This is a genomic window from Bradyrhizobium sp. 22, assembly GCF_000482425.1.
Taxonomy (GTDB): Bacteria; Pseudomonadota; Alphaproteobacteria; order Rhizobiales; family Xanthobacteraceae; genus Bradyrhizobium; species Bradyrhizobium japonicum_B.
On record NZ_KI519401.1, the window covers coordinates 113,200 to 125,663 of the forward strand.

Annotated in this window: 13 protein-coding genes; 3 read left to right on the plus strand and 10 right to left on the minus strand. The window is 62.0% G+C overall.

The window, feature by feature from the left end; genetic code table 11:
- Positions 1 to 69 precede the first annotated feature (69 nt).
- Positions 70 to 1,253, plus strand: a protein-coding gene (locus K410_RS0134950; RefSeq protein ID WP_155253859.1) for an IS3 family transposase whose coding sequence is annotated in 2 segments (ribosomal slippage) — positions 70 to 322 and positions 322 to 1,253 — 1,185 coding nt in all. Because the reading frame shifts where the segments join, the coding sequence is not laid out codon by codon here.
- Positions 1,254 to 1,362: 109 nt separating this feature from the next.
- Here the strand turns inward: K410_RS0134950 and K410_RS40125 are convergent.
- The 8 genes from K410_RS40125 to K410_RS40735 all read right to left on the minus strand — a co-directional run bounded on the left by K410_RS40125 (position 1,363) and on the right by K410_RS40735 (position 6,450).
- Positions 1,363 to 1,518 carry a hypothetical protein gene (locus tag K410_RS40125; protein WP_155253860.1) on the minus strand — a complete coding sequence of 52 codons (156 nt, stop codon included), beginning with the start codon at positions 1,516 to 1,518 and terminating at the stop codon, positions 1,363 to 1,365.
- Between the two features lie 625 nt (positions 1,519 to 2,143).
- Positions 2,144 to 2,887 (minus strand): IS21-like element helper ATPase IstB, encoded by a 744-nt coding sequence (gene istB, locus K410_RS0134960; protein ID WP_012041725.1) that lies wholly within the window; start codon positions 2,885 to 2,887, stop codon positions 2,144 to 2,146.
- Positions 2,888 to 2,898: 11 nt separating this feature from the next.
- Positions 2,899 to 4,431 carry an IS21 family transposase gene (gene istA, locus K410_RS0134965; protein WP_080655029.1) on the minus strand — a complete coding sequence of 511 codons (1,533 nt, stop codon included), beginning with the start codon at positions 4,429 to 4,431 and terminating at the stop codon, positions 2,899 to 2,901.
- Between the two features lie 141 nt (positions 4,432 to 4,572).
- On the minus strand, positions 4,573 to 5,040 hold the full coding sequence (locus tag K410_RS0134970; protein WP_049820489.1) for a GGDEF domain-containing protein: 468 nt from the start codon (positions 5,038 to 5,040) through the stop codon (positions 4,573 to 4,575).
- A gap of 239 nt (positions 5,041 to 5,279) precedes the next feature.
- Positions 5,280 to 5,555 carry a PAS domain-containing protein gene (locus tag K410_RS41600; protein ID WP_080655027.1) on the minus strand — a complete coding sequence of 92 codons (276 nt, stop codon included), beginning with the start codon at positions 5,553 to 5,555 and terminating at the stop codon, positions 5,280 to 5,282.
- 3 nt (positions 5,556 to 5,558) lie between these two features.
- Positions 5,559 to 5,789 carry a PDC sensor domain-containing protein gene (locus K410_RS0134980; RefSeq protein ID WP_024343436.1) on the minus strand — a complete coding sequence of 77 codons (231 nt, stop codon included), beginning with the start codon at positions 5,787 to 5,789 and terminating at the stop codon, positions 5,559 to 5,561.
- Complete coding sequence (locus K410_RS0134985) at positions 5,786 to 6,274, minus strand: PDC sensor domain-containing protein (RefSeq protein ID WP_024343437.1); 489 nt, start codon at positions 6,272 to 6,274, stop codon at positions 5,786 to 5,788. The genes K410_RS0134980 and K410_RS0134985 overlap by 4 nt, the downstream gene beginning before the upstream one ends.
- Positions 6,274 to 6,450 carry a hypothetical protein gene (locus K410_RS40735; protein ID WP_196232452.1) on the minus strand — a complete coding sequence of 59 codons (177 nt, stop codon included), beginning with the start codon at positions 6,448 to 6,450 and terminating at the stop codon, positions 6,274 to 6,276. The genes K410_RS0134985 and K410_RS40735 overlap by 1 nt, the downstream gene beginning before the upstream one ends.
- 263 nt (positions 6,451 to 6,713) lie before the next feature.
- Between K410_RS40735 and K410_RS39000 the strand changes: the two genes are divergently transcribed.
- Positions 6,714 to 7,037, plus strand: a complete 324-nt coding sequence (locus K410_RS39000; protein ID WP_155248810.1) for a hypothetical protein — start codon at positions 6,714 to 6,716, stop codon at positions 7,035 to 7,037.
- On the opposite strand, the gene K410_RS37765 is transcribed toward K410_RS39000, so the two are convergent.
- Complete coding sequence (locus tag K410_RS37765) at positions 6,985 to 11,427, minus strand: ATP-binding protein (RefSeq protein WP_049820491.1); 4,443 nt, start codon at positions 11,425 to 11,427, stop codon at positions 6,985 to 6,987. The genes K410_RS39000 and K410_RS37765 overlap by 53 nt on opposite strands.
- A 170-nt stretch (positions 11,428 to 11,597) precedes the next feature.
- Positions 11,598 to 11,897, minus strand: a complete 300-nt coding sequence (locus tag K410_RS41450; protein WP_349509786.1) for a hypothetical protein — start codon at positions 11,895 to 11,897, stop codon at positions 11,598 to 11,600.
- A gap of 91 nt (positions 11,898 to 11,988) precedes the next feature.
- Here K410_RS41450 and K410_RS41455 point away from each other — a divergent pair, with 91 nt between their 5' ends.
- A complete protein-coding gene (locus K410_RS41455) occupies positions 11,989 to 12,204 on the plus strand; it encodes a phosphatase PAP2 family protein (protein WP_349509814.1) in 216 nt (71 codons plus the stop codon).
- Positions 12,205 to 12,464: the final 260 nt, after the last annotated feature.

The following is a 12,464-nucleotide window of genomic DNA, read 5'->3' on the forward strand; positions in this document are numbered from 1 at the left end:
TGGTAATTGACCTGCCCCTGAGTATTTCCTCCAGATGGAGTTAGAGTCCGGCCTGAAAAGGACGGACAGATGAAGCGAGCAAGGTTCACGGAAGAGCAGATTATCGCCGTGTTGAAGGAGCATGAGGCCGGGGCGAAGACGGCCGACCTGGCTCGCAAGCACGGGATTTCCGAGGCGACGATCTACAACTGGAAGGCCAAATTCGGCGGCATGGATGTCTCCGAGGCCAGGCGGTTGAAAGCGCTCGAGGAGGAGAACGCGAAGCTGAAGAAGCTGTTGGCCGAGCAGATGCTCGATGCGGCCGCGCTACGCGAGCTTCTTTCAAAAAAATGGTAGGGCCCGCCGCCAAACGCGCCGCGGTGGCGCATCTGGAGGCCGCGATGGGCCTGTCGGAGCGGCGGGCCTGTTCGATCGTCGGTGCGGATCGGAAGATGATCCGCTACCGCTCTCGCCGGCCACCGGACATCGAGCTGCGCGCCCGGCTGCGCGAGCTGGCCAATGAACGCCGCCGGTTCGGCTATCGCCGGCTGTTCGTCCTGCTGCGGCGGGAGGGCGAGCCATCCGGGATCAACCGGATCCACCGGCTTTATCGCGAGGAAGGGCTCACTGTCCGCAAGCGGCGGGCTCGCCGCAAGGCGACAGGCACCCGGGCTATCCTGGTCGAGGCGAAGCCGAACGCACGTTGGTCCCTCGACTTCGTCTACGATCAGTTCGCCAACGGACGGCGCTTCCGCGTTCTCAATATCGTCGATGACGTCACCAAGGAATGCCTGGGCGCGGTCCCGGACACGTCGATCTCCGGACGGCGGGTGGCTCGGGAACTGACGGCGATCGTTGAACGGCGCGGCAAGCCTGGCTCGATCGTCTCCGACAACGGCACCGAGTTCACGTGCAACGCCATGCTGGCCTGGTGCAAGGACACCGGCATCGACTGGCACTTCATCGCGCCGGGCAAGCCGATCCAGAATGCCTTCGTCGAGAGCTTCAACGGGCGTATGCGTGATGAACTACTCAACGAGACCCTGTTCTTCGAACTCGACGACGCCAGGGCAAAGATCGCGGCGTGGGTTGCCGACTACAACGGCGACCGCCCGCACTCATCGCTGAAATACCTCACCCCGGCGGCCTATGCTGCCACATTCACCGCAACGGGCGATCGGCTGCGCAACCCCGACCAGCTCCGCCGATCGCCCGTTGCTCCACCTGCGCCAATCGGCGTACAAACCCCCGAGACTCTAATTGCCTCTGGATGAAAACTCAGGGGCAGGTCATTGGCGCTTCACCTGGCCGATGGGTCAGCGGGTGAGCAGCAAATACCAGATTCCGGCTAGCAGAAAGACGATGGTTGGCCACGCGAAATATTCAAAAGCGCCGCCCATGCGCGGCGGTGGGGAACAGCGCACGCTGCAACCGTAGGATCTGCTCGGGCTTGGGGAAAAAGATGATCTGGAGCCAGTGGAGAAGCCCCCTCAGGCGCTGATTAATTTCGCGCAGGTCGTCTATGTAAGCCTGGAGCACCGCCGCGCCTCGTCTTGGCCAGAATCTTGAGGGGGATCCTTCCGCTGCTGTGAGCTTGTGCCTGGTCATTTGCGAAGCCTGCCGCACGCCTCGCTCAGTCCTTTGATCTAGATCAAGCCCAGGCATAGGAAAGTTGGAACCGCCAGTCCTTCCTATGGTTATCGGATGATGCCAAAACAGATTGTCATCACCCTCTGGTCACTGGCGGCGGCCTCCCTGTTCGCCTTTAGCGTGGCGGCGCTGGTTTCTCCTCACTAGCTGCCCCCCCGCTGCCGGGTATTCAGCGGGCCCCCGCAAGCTTTAACCCCGTGTCTGGATTATCATCCGGCACGATACTTATCATCCTGTCGCAAGGGGATGCATCCGTCTCGAAGTGCTGATTCCGACGAAGTCCCCAGGCGTACCGATATGAAGTCGCCCGTGGATTCCGAGACGATGTCGCCCACCTTTCCGATTTGATCTCGCCCAGCGGCGAGGCGTTCTGGCCGGCTGGTTCTCTGGCACCGGTCAAGCCGCGCGGTCAACCGGAAACCCCAACTCAAACCATTTTTCTTCTTCTGCGGTTGCTGTGGGCATGTGGACAACGCGATTGCGTTGTCCAAGCGCAGCGGCATGTCCACAGCGCTCAGGTCTTTCGGGCGGATTGCCGAGTTCGGCGCAGGCTCTCACCGGTGAGGTCGAGCCGATGGGCATTGTGGACGAGGCGATCGAGCACGGCGTCGGCATAGGTGGGATCTCCAATGAGCAGATGCCACTGGTCCACGGGGAGCTGGCTGGTGACGATGGTGGAGCGATGACCGTAGCGATCTTCGAGGATTTCCAGGAGATCGTGACGGGCGCCGGCATCGAGCGGCTCGAGCCCCCAATCATCGAGGATCAGCAGATCGACACGGCCAAGGCCACGCAACAGGCGTGGGTGACGACCGTCGCCGCGGGCGAGCGCCAGATCGTCGAACAGGCGCGGGACGCGCTGATAGAGCACGGAGCGATTGTCGCGACAGGCCTTGTGGCCGAGCGCCGAGGCGAGCCAACTCTTGCCGACGCCTGCCGGGCCGCAGATCAGGAGATTGACGTGGTCGTCGATCCAACGGCCCTCGACAAGCTTGGCGAACAGCGGGCGGTCGAGACCGCGCGGGGTGCGATAGTCGATGTCCTCGACGCATGCCTGCTGGCGCAGCTTGGCGTAGCGCAGGCGAGTGGCGAGCCGTTTGTCGTGCCGCAGCGAGGCTTCACGTTCGAGCAACAGAGCAAGCCATTCGGCGTGACCGAGGCTGCCAGCCTCACCGGCGGCTTCGATGTCGGCGAAGGCCTTGGCCATGCCGTGGAGGCCGAGGGCGTTGAGGCGGTCGAGGGTCGGATGGGTGAGCAAGGGACGGTCTCCTAATTGTAGTAGCGCGGTCCGCGGATGTTGGCATGCAGGATCGGCGCATCGTCCGCGGAGCGCTGGTGAGCGGGACGCCGATCGAGATTGTTGGCGAGGATCGACTTGACCGAGCCATAGGTGCGCGCACCGATGTCGATCGCCCGCGCAGCCGCCGCATCCAGCCGTTCGCGCCCATAGGAGGCGGCGAGCCTGAGGATGCCGAGGCAGGCGCGGAAGCCTTGTTCGGGGTGCGAGCGCTCGTCGAGAATGAGGTCGCACAATGCGCTGGTTGCCGGCCCGATCGCGGCGGCGTCCTGACGGATACGCCCGATAGTCCAGCCGGCGTAGCGCCGATGGCTGGAGGCCATGTGCTCCGGCACGGTGGAGTGCTTGTGATTGCCACTCATGCGCTGATGCGCGGCAATCCGCTCGCCCTTGTGGAAGATCTCGACGGTGCGGGCGGTGAACCGCACCTCGACCTCGGCACGCGCGAAGCGATGCGGAACGCTGTAATAATGCTTCTCCACCTCGACGTGGTAGTCGAGGCTGACGCGGCGGATCCGCCACTCGGCGAGCACGTAGGGGCTCGCCGGCAACGGCTTGAGCGCCGGCCGGTCGATCTCCTCGAGTAACCGGCGGCGCGTCACGCCGAGCCGCCGGATCGGCCGCTCCTCGTTGAGCCTGGTGAGCAACTCGCCGATCGCTGCGTTGACCTCGGCGAGGCTGTAGAAGACGCGGTGGCGCAGGCGGCCGAGCAGCCAGCGCTCGACGATGAGGACAGCCTGCTCGACCTTGGCCTTGTCGCGCGGCTTGCGTGGTCGCGCCGGCAAGATGGCCGTGCCGTAATGCGCCGCCATCTCGGCATAGGTGCGATTGATCTGCGGGTCGTAGAGGCTCGCCTTGATGACCGCGACCTTGGTGTTGTCAGGCACCAAGAGCGCCGGCACGCCGTCGATCGCCGCCAAGGTGCCGACGTGGGCGCTGATCCAGTCGGCAAGCCCCTGCGTCCACGTCGCCTGCGCATAGGTGAAGCTCGAGGCGCCGAGCACGGCGACGAAGATCTGCGCCGTCCTCCGCTCGCCGGTGAGGCGGTCGACCACCACCGGGACGCCGTCGCCCGCGTAGTCGACGAACAGCTTGTCGCCGGCCGCGTGCGCCTGGCGCATCGTCACCGACAGGCGTCCCTCCCAGGCGCGGTAAAGCTCGCAGAAGCGCGAGTACCGATATCCGCCGGGCTCGGCGCCGATGTACTCCTCCCACAGGATCGACAGCGTCACGTGCTTGCGCTTGAGCTCTCGGTGCACCGCCGCCCAATCGGGCTCGGCGATGCGGCGATGACCCTGCCGGTTACCATTGCCGGTCTTGGCGAACAGGCGGGCCTCCAGGGCCGCGTCCGTGAGTCCGTCGGGCAACGGCCAGCTCAGGCCTGCGGCCTCGAACCGCCGGATGGTCAGCCGCACTGTCGAGGGCGCCGCGCCCATCCGCCGAGCAATCTCGCGGCTCGGCAGCCCAGCCGCCTTCATCCTGATCACATCGCGCACACGGCGCATCGCAAGCCTCTCCGTCGGCATCCAGGGTCCCCCTTCGCAAAACCGAAAGGTTGACCCTATGGGAGCCAGAAGAGGTCTCGATACCCGGGCGACATCATCCCGGAATGGTGGGCGACATCATCTCGGAACGGGTGGGCGACTTCAAATCGGAATGGTGGGCGAGATCATCTCGGAATCCTGGGCGACATCGATCGGAATCCGCATCTCGAGCGATGAGGCCGCGACCGTTCGGTCTCGGCCTAACCTCTTGGCTTGGTACAGCGCGATGTCAGCCTCCCGGACAAGAGCCGCCTCGTCACAGGCGTTATTCGATTTCTCGGCAACCCCGACGCTGACGGTCACGCTTCCGCCACCCGCGGGGTGCGGTATCGCAAGCGCGCAGACCATTCCCCGAAGGGCTTCTCCCCGTGCGATAGCCTTGCTCTCGGTCGCGCCCGGCATGATGATCGCAAACTCCTCTCCGCCATATCGCGCAGCGTGGCCGCTCAGGTGACTTGCTGCGGTCGCAATTGCGACTGCGATACGTCGAAGACATTCGTCGCCAGCCAGGTGGCCAAGCGCATCGTTGAAACCCTTGAAGTTGTCGATATCGATCAGCAGGACTGCCATCGAGGCTTGCCGCTAAAAGGTTTCCCGGAGGTGGGCGTCAAAGCCGCGGCGGTTCGCAAGCTGAGTCAGGCCATCCGTAGTAGCCAGCTGGGATAGGCGCCTGTTCGCTGATGACAATTGTACTTCCAGTGCTTTGCGCTGGGTGATGTCGCGCAAAACCGCAACAGTTTCGGCGTTGCGCCCCATCCATCGACCGAAAAAATTCGCCTCGAACCACGCCGTCGAACCGTCAGCATGCATCATCTGAAACTGACAGAAGCCGAGGTATCATCGTCCCGCCATCCATGTCCGATCCGCGCCAAAATCTTCCGGTCGTCGGGGTGGACAAAATCAATATATGGACGGCCGAGAACCTGCTCTTCGCTCATGCCAAGGGCTGCGGACACCGATTGCGAGACGTATTGGCAAATGCCACGGCTATCGAGGACCACCACAACATCCGCGATCTTGTCAGCAAGCAGGCGATGCCTACGCTCCCCCTCGCTTAGCGACTGCTCAAGCCTCGCACGATAGATGAATTAGCGGGCAAGAACGACCGAGATTGCCAGAATGGCGAGCAACAGGCCGACGGCTACCGCCGCATCGATCTTGAGATCGGCCCGCCAGGAGGAGACGATCTCGTCATACGTGCGGGCGACTGCCACCACCAACCCGTACTCCTCCGCCTGCTCATACCCGAAATACTTGCTAAGACCGTCGAAGGGCGACGTAATGGCATAAAAGCCGGATCGCCCCTGATGCAGCTTCACCTTGAAGAGGTCAGTCTGCGAAAGGTCTTTGCCGCTGGTCCCGACGGAAGATGCACCGGTGCCCTGCCTTCGCCGGTGATCAAGATTACGCCGCCATGTTCAGCGATGCCGAAGGCCCGGTAGAAGTTTCCGAAATAGTCGGTAAGGATGGATGCCATCACGACGCCCACAAACTCTCCATTTGCGGCATTGGTGATGCGCCTGGAGAGCACAATGGTGGGCATGCAGGTCGTGCGCGAAGAGAAAGGCCCGCTGATCATGAGTTCCGGGCCGGCATGGCTTTCATTGTAACGGAAGTATTCGCGATCGGCATTGTTGTGGCCGCTGATCGGCAAGGCGCTGGAGTAGACTGCATCGCCGCGCGCATCGAGTACCTTGATCTCGCGCAATTGGGGCAGGGAGCGAACCGTGCTTGCCAAGTAACCGTTGAGGCGCTCTGCCCTGTCCGGTTTGCAATAGGCCAGCATTTCGGCCACGCCCGCCATCACCACATCGGCGCGCGGATGGTGTGCACCGCATGCTGCGCCAAAGAGTGGACCAGGTTTTTGATGTCCTGCTCGGCTCGCCCGATCGCCGCCTCGCGACCCGCCTCGGCCTTCCAGCCGATCAAGCCAAGCACAGAAGCCGCCATCAATAAAGGAATGGACCAGACCGCCACCATCGGATGTCATTCAATCTGACGCTGGACGCGACGCGGCATGTTCTTCCCCACATGTTATGGAGATGATAGGTGTCATCTGATCTTTGAAAAGCAGTGAACGCCGCGAGCCCTTTCATTGGCTTAATTAACGAATGGCTTTTGAAGTTATCGGAATTCAGCAGGGCAGGCCAGGGCAGGGCAGGAACACGGAAGATTACGGAGACTGCTTGACGTTGAGGACGCTAACGCCTTTTCGCCTACTCTCGTGCGAAAGGGGGGAGGTCATGACGGTCCACCTCGGAGCGCAGATAGACGCCTACCAGGTGTTAAGAAATGACCCGGGGCACTGGGACCGGCAGATCGCCGCAGATCTTGCAGCTGAGATGAAGGCGATTTCTGGGGACCGCAGCTCTGATATCCCCGAGATCAGACGTTTCCTTGCCGTGAAGGGTTACCGGGACCTTAAGGCGCATCTGGCTGATGCGGTGCAGATGGCCGGAAGCCCGCTCCTGACAGGGTACTGTTTTGATCACAACAAGCGAGCTGCGCTGTTGGTCAGTTTCGATCGAGAATGTCGCGTACCCGTGCAGCGAGCTGTTCGTATGTGAACGGCTTGGACAGTAACTCGACGCCGGCGTCGACCCGCCCATGATGGACGATGGCGTTCCGCGAGTACCCTGTCGTAAACAGCACTTTTAGTTCCGGCCGTAACTTTATCGCTTCATCGGCGAGCACCTTGCCACTGCGACCTGGCAAGACCACGTCCGTGAATAGCAGATCGACACGCTGATCGGTCTCGAGTATTGCGATGGCCGCATCCGCTGCTTCCGCCTGCAAAACCCGATAGCCCATTTCGCTGAGGATCATCACGCTGTGGGAGCGGACGTCCTCGTTGTCCTCCACCACCAGGACGGTTTCGCCGGCACTTCCCCCCGGAGCAGGCGGCTCTGAGGTTTCGACGGATATGTCTTGTCCATGATACCGCGGGAAGTACATCTTCACGGTCGTGCCTTCGCCCACCTCGCTGTAGATGGTGACGTGACCGCCTGATTGTTTCACGAATCCGTACACCATGCTGAGACCGAGGCCTGTGCCGCGCCCGACCTCCTTGGTGGTATAGAACGGCTCGAACACCCGACTAACGACATCCTTTGGAATACCGCTGCCCGTATCACTGACGCTGATGAGCACGTACTGGCCGGGCACAACCTCGGCTGTCGTCTCCACGTAACGTTGGTCCAAGAACATGTTGGCAGTTTCGATCGTGAGCTTGCCGCCACCCGGCATCGCATCGCGCGCGTTGACCGCCAGGTTGATGATGGCGCTCTCCAACTGGTTTGCATCCGCCTCGACCGTCCACAGCCGCGGCGAAAGCACGCCTTCCAGCTCGATCTGCTCTCCCAAAGTGCGGTGAAGCAGCTCCGTCATATCACGCACCAGGCCATTGAGATCGAGCGGCTTCGGCGTGAGAGGCTGCCGGCGCGAAAACGCGAGCAGCCGCGAAGTGAGGCTGGATGCACGCTGGGCACCTTGCAAAGCCATATCCGCCGCTCGTTTGATCCTTGCATGGTCCTCGGGCTTGGCGCGCCGGATGGTGTCAAGGCCGCCGACGATGATGGTCAGCAGGTTATTGAAGTCGTGGGCCACTCCGCCGGTCAGCTGACCGACCGCTTCCATCTTCTGCGCCTGCCGCAGCGCTTCTTCGGCACTCATGCGGTCGGCCACCTCCTTGGCGACCCGCAATTCCAGCTCCGCGTTCAAATTCTGCAGCTGCTGCTCGGCCTTCAGCCGGTCCTGAAAAAGGCGGGCATTGTCCATGGCGACGGCCGCTTGGGCGGCGAGTCCGACCAAACCTTCCTCAGCGAGAGGTGTAAAAACGCCAGGTTTGGAGTGTCCGAAAAAGAGTCCGCCGATCACCTCACCCGATCGCGACCGAACCGGCACCGCCAGATAGCTGCATACCGGTAAATGCCCTTTTGGCATGCCGTGATATGGCGCCGACTTGCCGTAGCGCGGGTCCTTGGTGATGTCGTCGGATCGTACGATGCCCAAACCCTCGAAGGTGGGGCCGAACACGGCGGTATTCCGCGGCATCGGAAACTTCTCGAAAGCGGATCGCGGCACCCCAGACAGGGTGTACAGGAGATAACTTTCGCCGGACTCGTCGAGGACATTGTAGAAGAAGGCGCCAAATTCGGCCCCGCAAAGCGCGACGCCGGCATCCGTCACCGTTTGGACCACGCGCTCAAGATCTAGGTCTCCGGCCACCGCCGCTGCTGACTGGTTCAGTCTGGCGAGCACCTCGGTTTGTGCCTTCAGCGCAAGCTCGGCCTCCTTGCGCTCATCGATGTCGAGGACAGAGCCGATGGAACCGAGGAGACGGCCGTCTTCAGAATGACGTGGCACGGCCGCGTTGACCACCCAGCGATATCCTCCGTCGGCCTTGCGCAGCCGGTACTCCACGCGTGTTGCGCCGTGACCTGGCTGTGTGCCCATCACGACTGCCTGAGCTGCCTGGCGATCGTCCTCGTGAACGGCGTCCAGCCAACCCGTGCCGAGAGAAGCCTCTGGGGCGCGACCGGTGAAGTCATGCCAGAGCTTGTTGAGATAAATGACAGCTCCGGTCGCGTCGGCGACCCACATCATCACGGGCGCATGGTCGGCCATATTACGGAAGCGCACCTCGCTTTCACGAACTACCGCCGTAAGTTCACGGCGCACCTCGGCCATCCGGATGTTGGCATTGACGCGGGCGAGGAGCTCGCGGGCGGCAAAAGGTTTGGCTAGGTAGTCGTCCGCCCCTGCTTCAAGGCCTTCCACCTGAGCTTCGGCGCCGGCGCGCGCCGAAAGTAGAATCACAGGCACATCGGCCAAGGCAGGCGCGGCCCTCAATCGGGAGAGCAGGCCGAACCCGTCAAGCTTCGGCATCATCACGTCACTGAGAACAAGGTCGGGCCGTGCCTGATTGATGACGGTCAAAGCCGCTTCGCCGTCGGCCACCGCCCTAACGTGATAGCCCTCGTCCTCGAGCAGCCTTTGGAGATAATCGCGCATGTCGGCGTTGTCGTCGGCAAGCACGACGCTTTTGCCCTTTCCCAAGCCTCGCGCGGTACCTGCCGGCATCGCTTCGGGAAGGATCTCGCTCACGCCCAGCTGCATCTGCTTCCCTGGTAACAAGCGCTCCGCTTCATCGACGAACTCTCGGCTTCGGCTCGATAAAGCCGAGGGCTCGACGGCATCCTGCAGCTGTTCTGCAGGAAGATGGGCGCTGCCGAAAGGCAAGGAAATACGGAATCTAGTTCCCTTGCCAAGCTCACTTTCGGCGCTGATGGTCCCGCCGTGGAGTTTCACGAGGTCCTGCACCAGCGCGAGACCGATGCCGCTTCCTTCGAAACTTCGCCCTTGCGGACCTTCGACCCTGTGAAAGCGCTCGAAGAGCTTCGGTAATTCGCCGGCGGCTACACCGATGCCTGTATCAGAGACTTCGACGACGGCCTGGCCCGTTCGGCTGCCGACGTACACCTCGACATGCCCTTGGAAGGTGAACTTGAATGCATTGGAGAGCAGGTTCAGCAGTACCTTCTCCCACATATCACGGTCCACGTAGACCGGGGAGGGGAGGGGCGCGCAGCGCAGGCGCAGCTCAAGCCCCGCCTTTTCCATCGCCGAGCGGAAACTGGAAGCAACGTCGGCACTGTACGCGGCAAGATCCGTTGGCTTATATTTGGCCGTCGCGCGGCCTGCTTCGATCCGCGAGAAGTCGAGCAGACCGTTGACCAGCCGCAACAGCCTGCCGCTGTTGCGATACGCTAGATCCAGCTGAGCCCGAACAGCGTCAGGGATGTCGCTTGCCATTGCCTCTTCAAGAGGCCCAAGCATCAACGTGAGGGGGGTCCTGAACTCGTGGCTGACGTTGGAGAAGAAAGCCGTCTTGGCGCGGTCTATTTCCGCAAGTGCTTCGGCCCGGCGGCGCTCCTGCTCAAAAGCACGGACGTTGATCAGCGCCGTGGCGATGTGGGCGGCCGCCCGCTCAATAAAGGCTCGGTATTCATCGTCCAGCGCGCGTCTCGGGCTTACACCTGCAACAAGGAAACCGGAGATCGCGCGGTCCTGCAGCGGCGCCGCGATCGGCGCAACCAGGGCGCAATCGGACGGCTCCGGCCACGGGCCGCCGGGGAGGGGCTCGCCAAACCTCGCGGTCAAGCCTTCAACAGCTATGGTACGCCCTTGTTGAGCCTCCCGGGTCGGCCATGCGGCCTGATCGTCGCCCAACTCGATGGTCGCGGGGCTCGCAATTCCGTTCTCAACAAGCTGCGAGCAGCCGACCAGCCGAGCGCAATTGCTTGCTTCGTCCAGCCTGTAAAGCAACGCGAATGGCACGTCCGCCGCTTTCGCGGCGAACATCGCGACGGCGACGTCGAACACTTCCTGTTCTGACCGGGCCATTGAGACGCGCTCGGCGAGCTCGCGCAAGGTCCGCTCGCGCCGTTCGCCGACGACCCTGAAGGTTGTCTCGACCACTGCATTGAAAATGTCTTCAACGCGGCCGTGTTCGCCCCTGATCGGGCTGAAGGTGAAATTGAAGTAGCATTCCTCCGTGTAGCCATGGCGGCGCATCGGCAGCAGCTGGTCTTCCTGCCAGACGCCTTCGCCGGTTGACTGGACCTTTTCATAAAGCGGACCGATATCGTCCCAAATTTCTGGCCAAACTTCGCGCCCCGGCCGTCCAAGGGCCCAGGGATGCTTTTCGCCAGGGATGGGGCTCCAGGCATCGTTGTAGAGCAGTGCCAGTTCGTTGCCCCAGTAGATCGCAATCGGGAAATTTGTCCCAAGACAGATACTGACGGCCGCCCGCAGGCTCTGCGGCCACTTGACTACCGGGCCGAAGGGCGTGCTCGCCCAATCGTGTCGCCGCATAAGGCGACCCATCGCGCCGCCCCCAGATAGAAATTGCGGCCCCGTATCCTCTCCAGCGGCCGCGCCGTCGCCTGCTTCCATGCTCTTGCTCGCCCCGACTTCCGGCCCTCACCGGTTTCTCTTACCTTTTAACGACACGCAACTCCAATGCGCGTGGAACTTTCGCGGTCAGAATGTTTGGTTCGGCTTGCTGAGATCTCGTGGAACTCTGGTCATCATCCGGAGTCCGATCTTTTTTGCAAGGTACGAATTCAATGACTTGGAGAACCATAAAGCCAACGAAACCGGATATCCTCATTGCGAACGCGGTGGCCCGCAATACCAATTCTTCCATCGAGCGCGTCGCCCGCGGTCTGACCTGAGGCGCTGACGAACACATCCTTTTGGCCGTTGCTTTCGCGGGGTGGGCAGCAACCCGGGGCAGGTCGGAGCGGCTTCAGCGGGCTGGCAATCATGCGCTCCTCGTAGCCGCGGCAACCGCCCTGATCCCACTTGGGTTCAAAGCCTTGATCAACCAGACGCGTCCTGACCGAAGGACCGTGCTCGGTCATTTGAACGGGTATCCCTTTCCGGTCAGCGTGAAGACGCCTTCCCTTCGGGTCATGCATTGCACATGGTGCCCTTGCTTCGGCTGCGGGCACGGTGCCACCGCTGCCGCGTAGAACGATAAGAGCCTTAGCCGTAGGCCTTTCATTATCGAGAGTCGTAATCCTTACGCATTGGGCAAGCGATGTCGTGATTGGTTTCGCACTTGGTGCCATGGTGGAGCGTATTGTGAGGTTGTGGACCGGATATCCCGTTACGGAAAACCGGTCTACCCCGTGGGTCGGTCAAAATCCCCCGGGTATGGTCACTTGAAACTCCCCCACCTGATGATCGCCGGCAGCGCCGCTGAACAGCGGTAGCCGGTCCGGCAGGACGTTTATTTTCGTCCCCTTTTATCGAGCAAGGGGACTGGGAGTTGAACGTCTTGAAGCCACACCTGCAAAGCACTGTATTTACATTACTCGATCGCAACGCCAGCCAGCGCGAGATCCACAGGCTGACGGGGATCGATCGCAAGACGATCCGGCGTTACCGAGCGCTGCGGGCTGGTGCGGAGGCAAATTCCCCCGGGG

Coding starts and splice junctions, on each gene's coding strand:
- K410_RS0134970 (WP_049820489.1), bottom strand. CDS start 5,040: ATGGCAGTCCTGCTGATCGATATCGACAACTTCAAGGGTTTCAACGAT.
- K410_RS39000 (WP_155248810.1), top strand. CDS start 6,714: ATGACGGTCCACCTCGGAGCGCAGATAGACGCCTACCAGGTGTTAAGA.
- istA (WP_080655029.1), bottom strand. CDS start 4,431: ATGCGCCGTGTGCGCGATGTGATCAGGATGAAGGCGGCTGGGCTGCCG.
- K410_RS41450 (WP_349509786.1), bottom strand. CDS start 11,897: ATGACCGAGCACGGTCCTTCGGTCAGGACGCGTCTGGTTGATCAAGGC.
- K410_RS40735 (WP_196232452.1), bottom strand. CDS start 6,450: ATGGTGGCGGTCTGGTCCATTCCTTTATTGATGGCGGCTTCTGTGCTT.
- K410_RS0134985 (WP_024343437.1), bottom strand. CDS start 6,274: ATGGCGGGCGTGGCCGAAATGCTGGCCTATTGCAAACCGGACAGGGCA.
- K410_RS37765 (WP_049820491.1), bottom strand. CDS start 11,427: ATGGAAGCAGGCGACGGCGCGGCCGCTGGAGAGGATACGGGGCCGCAA.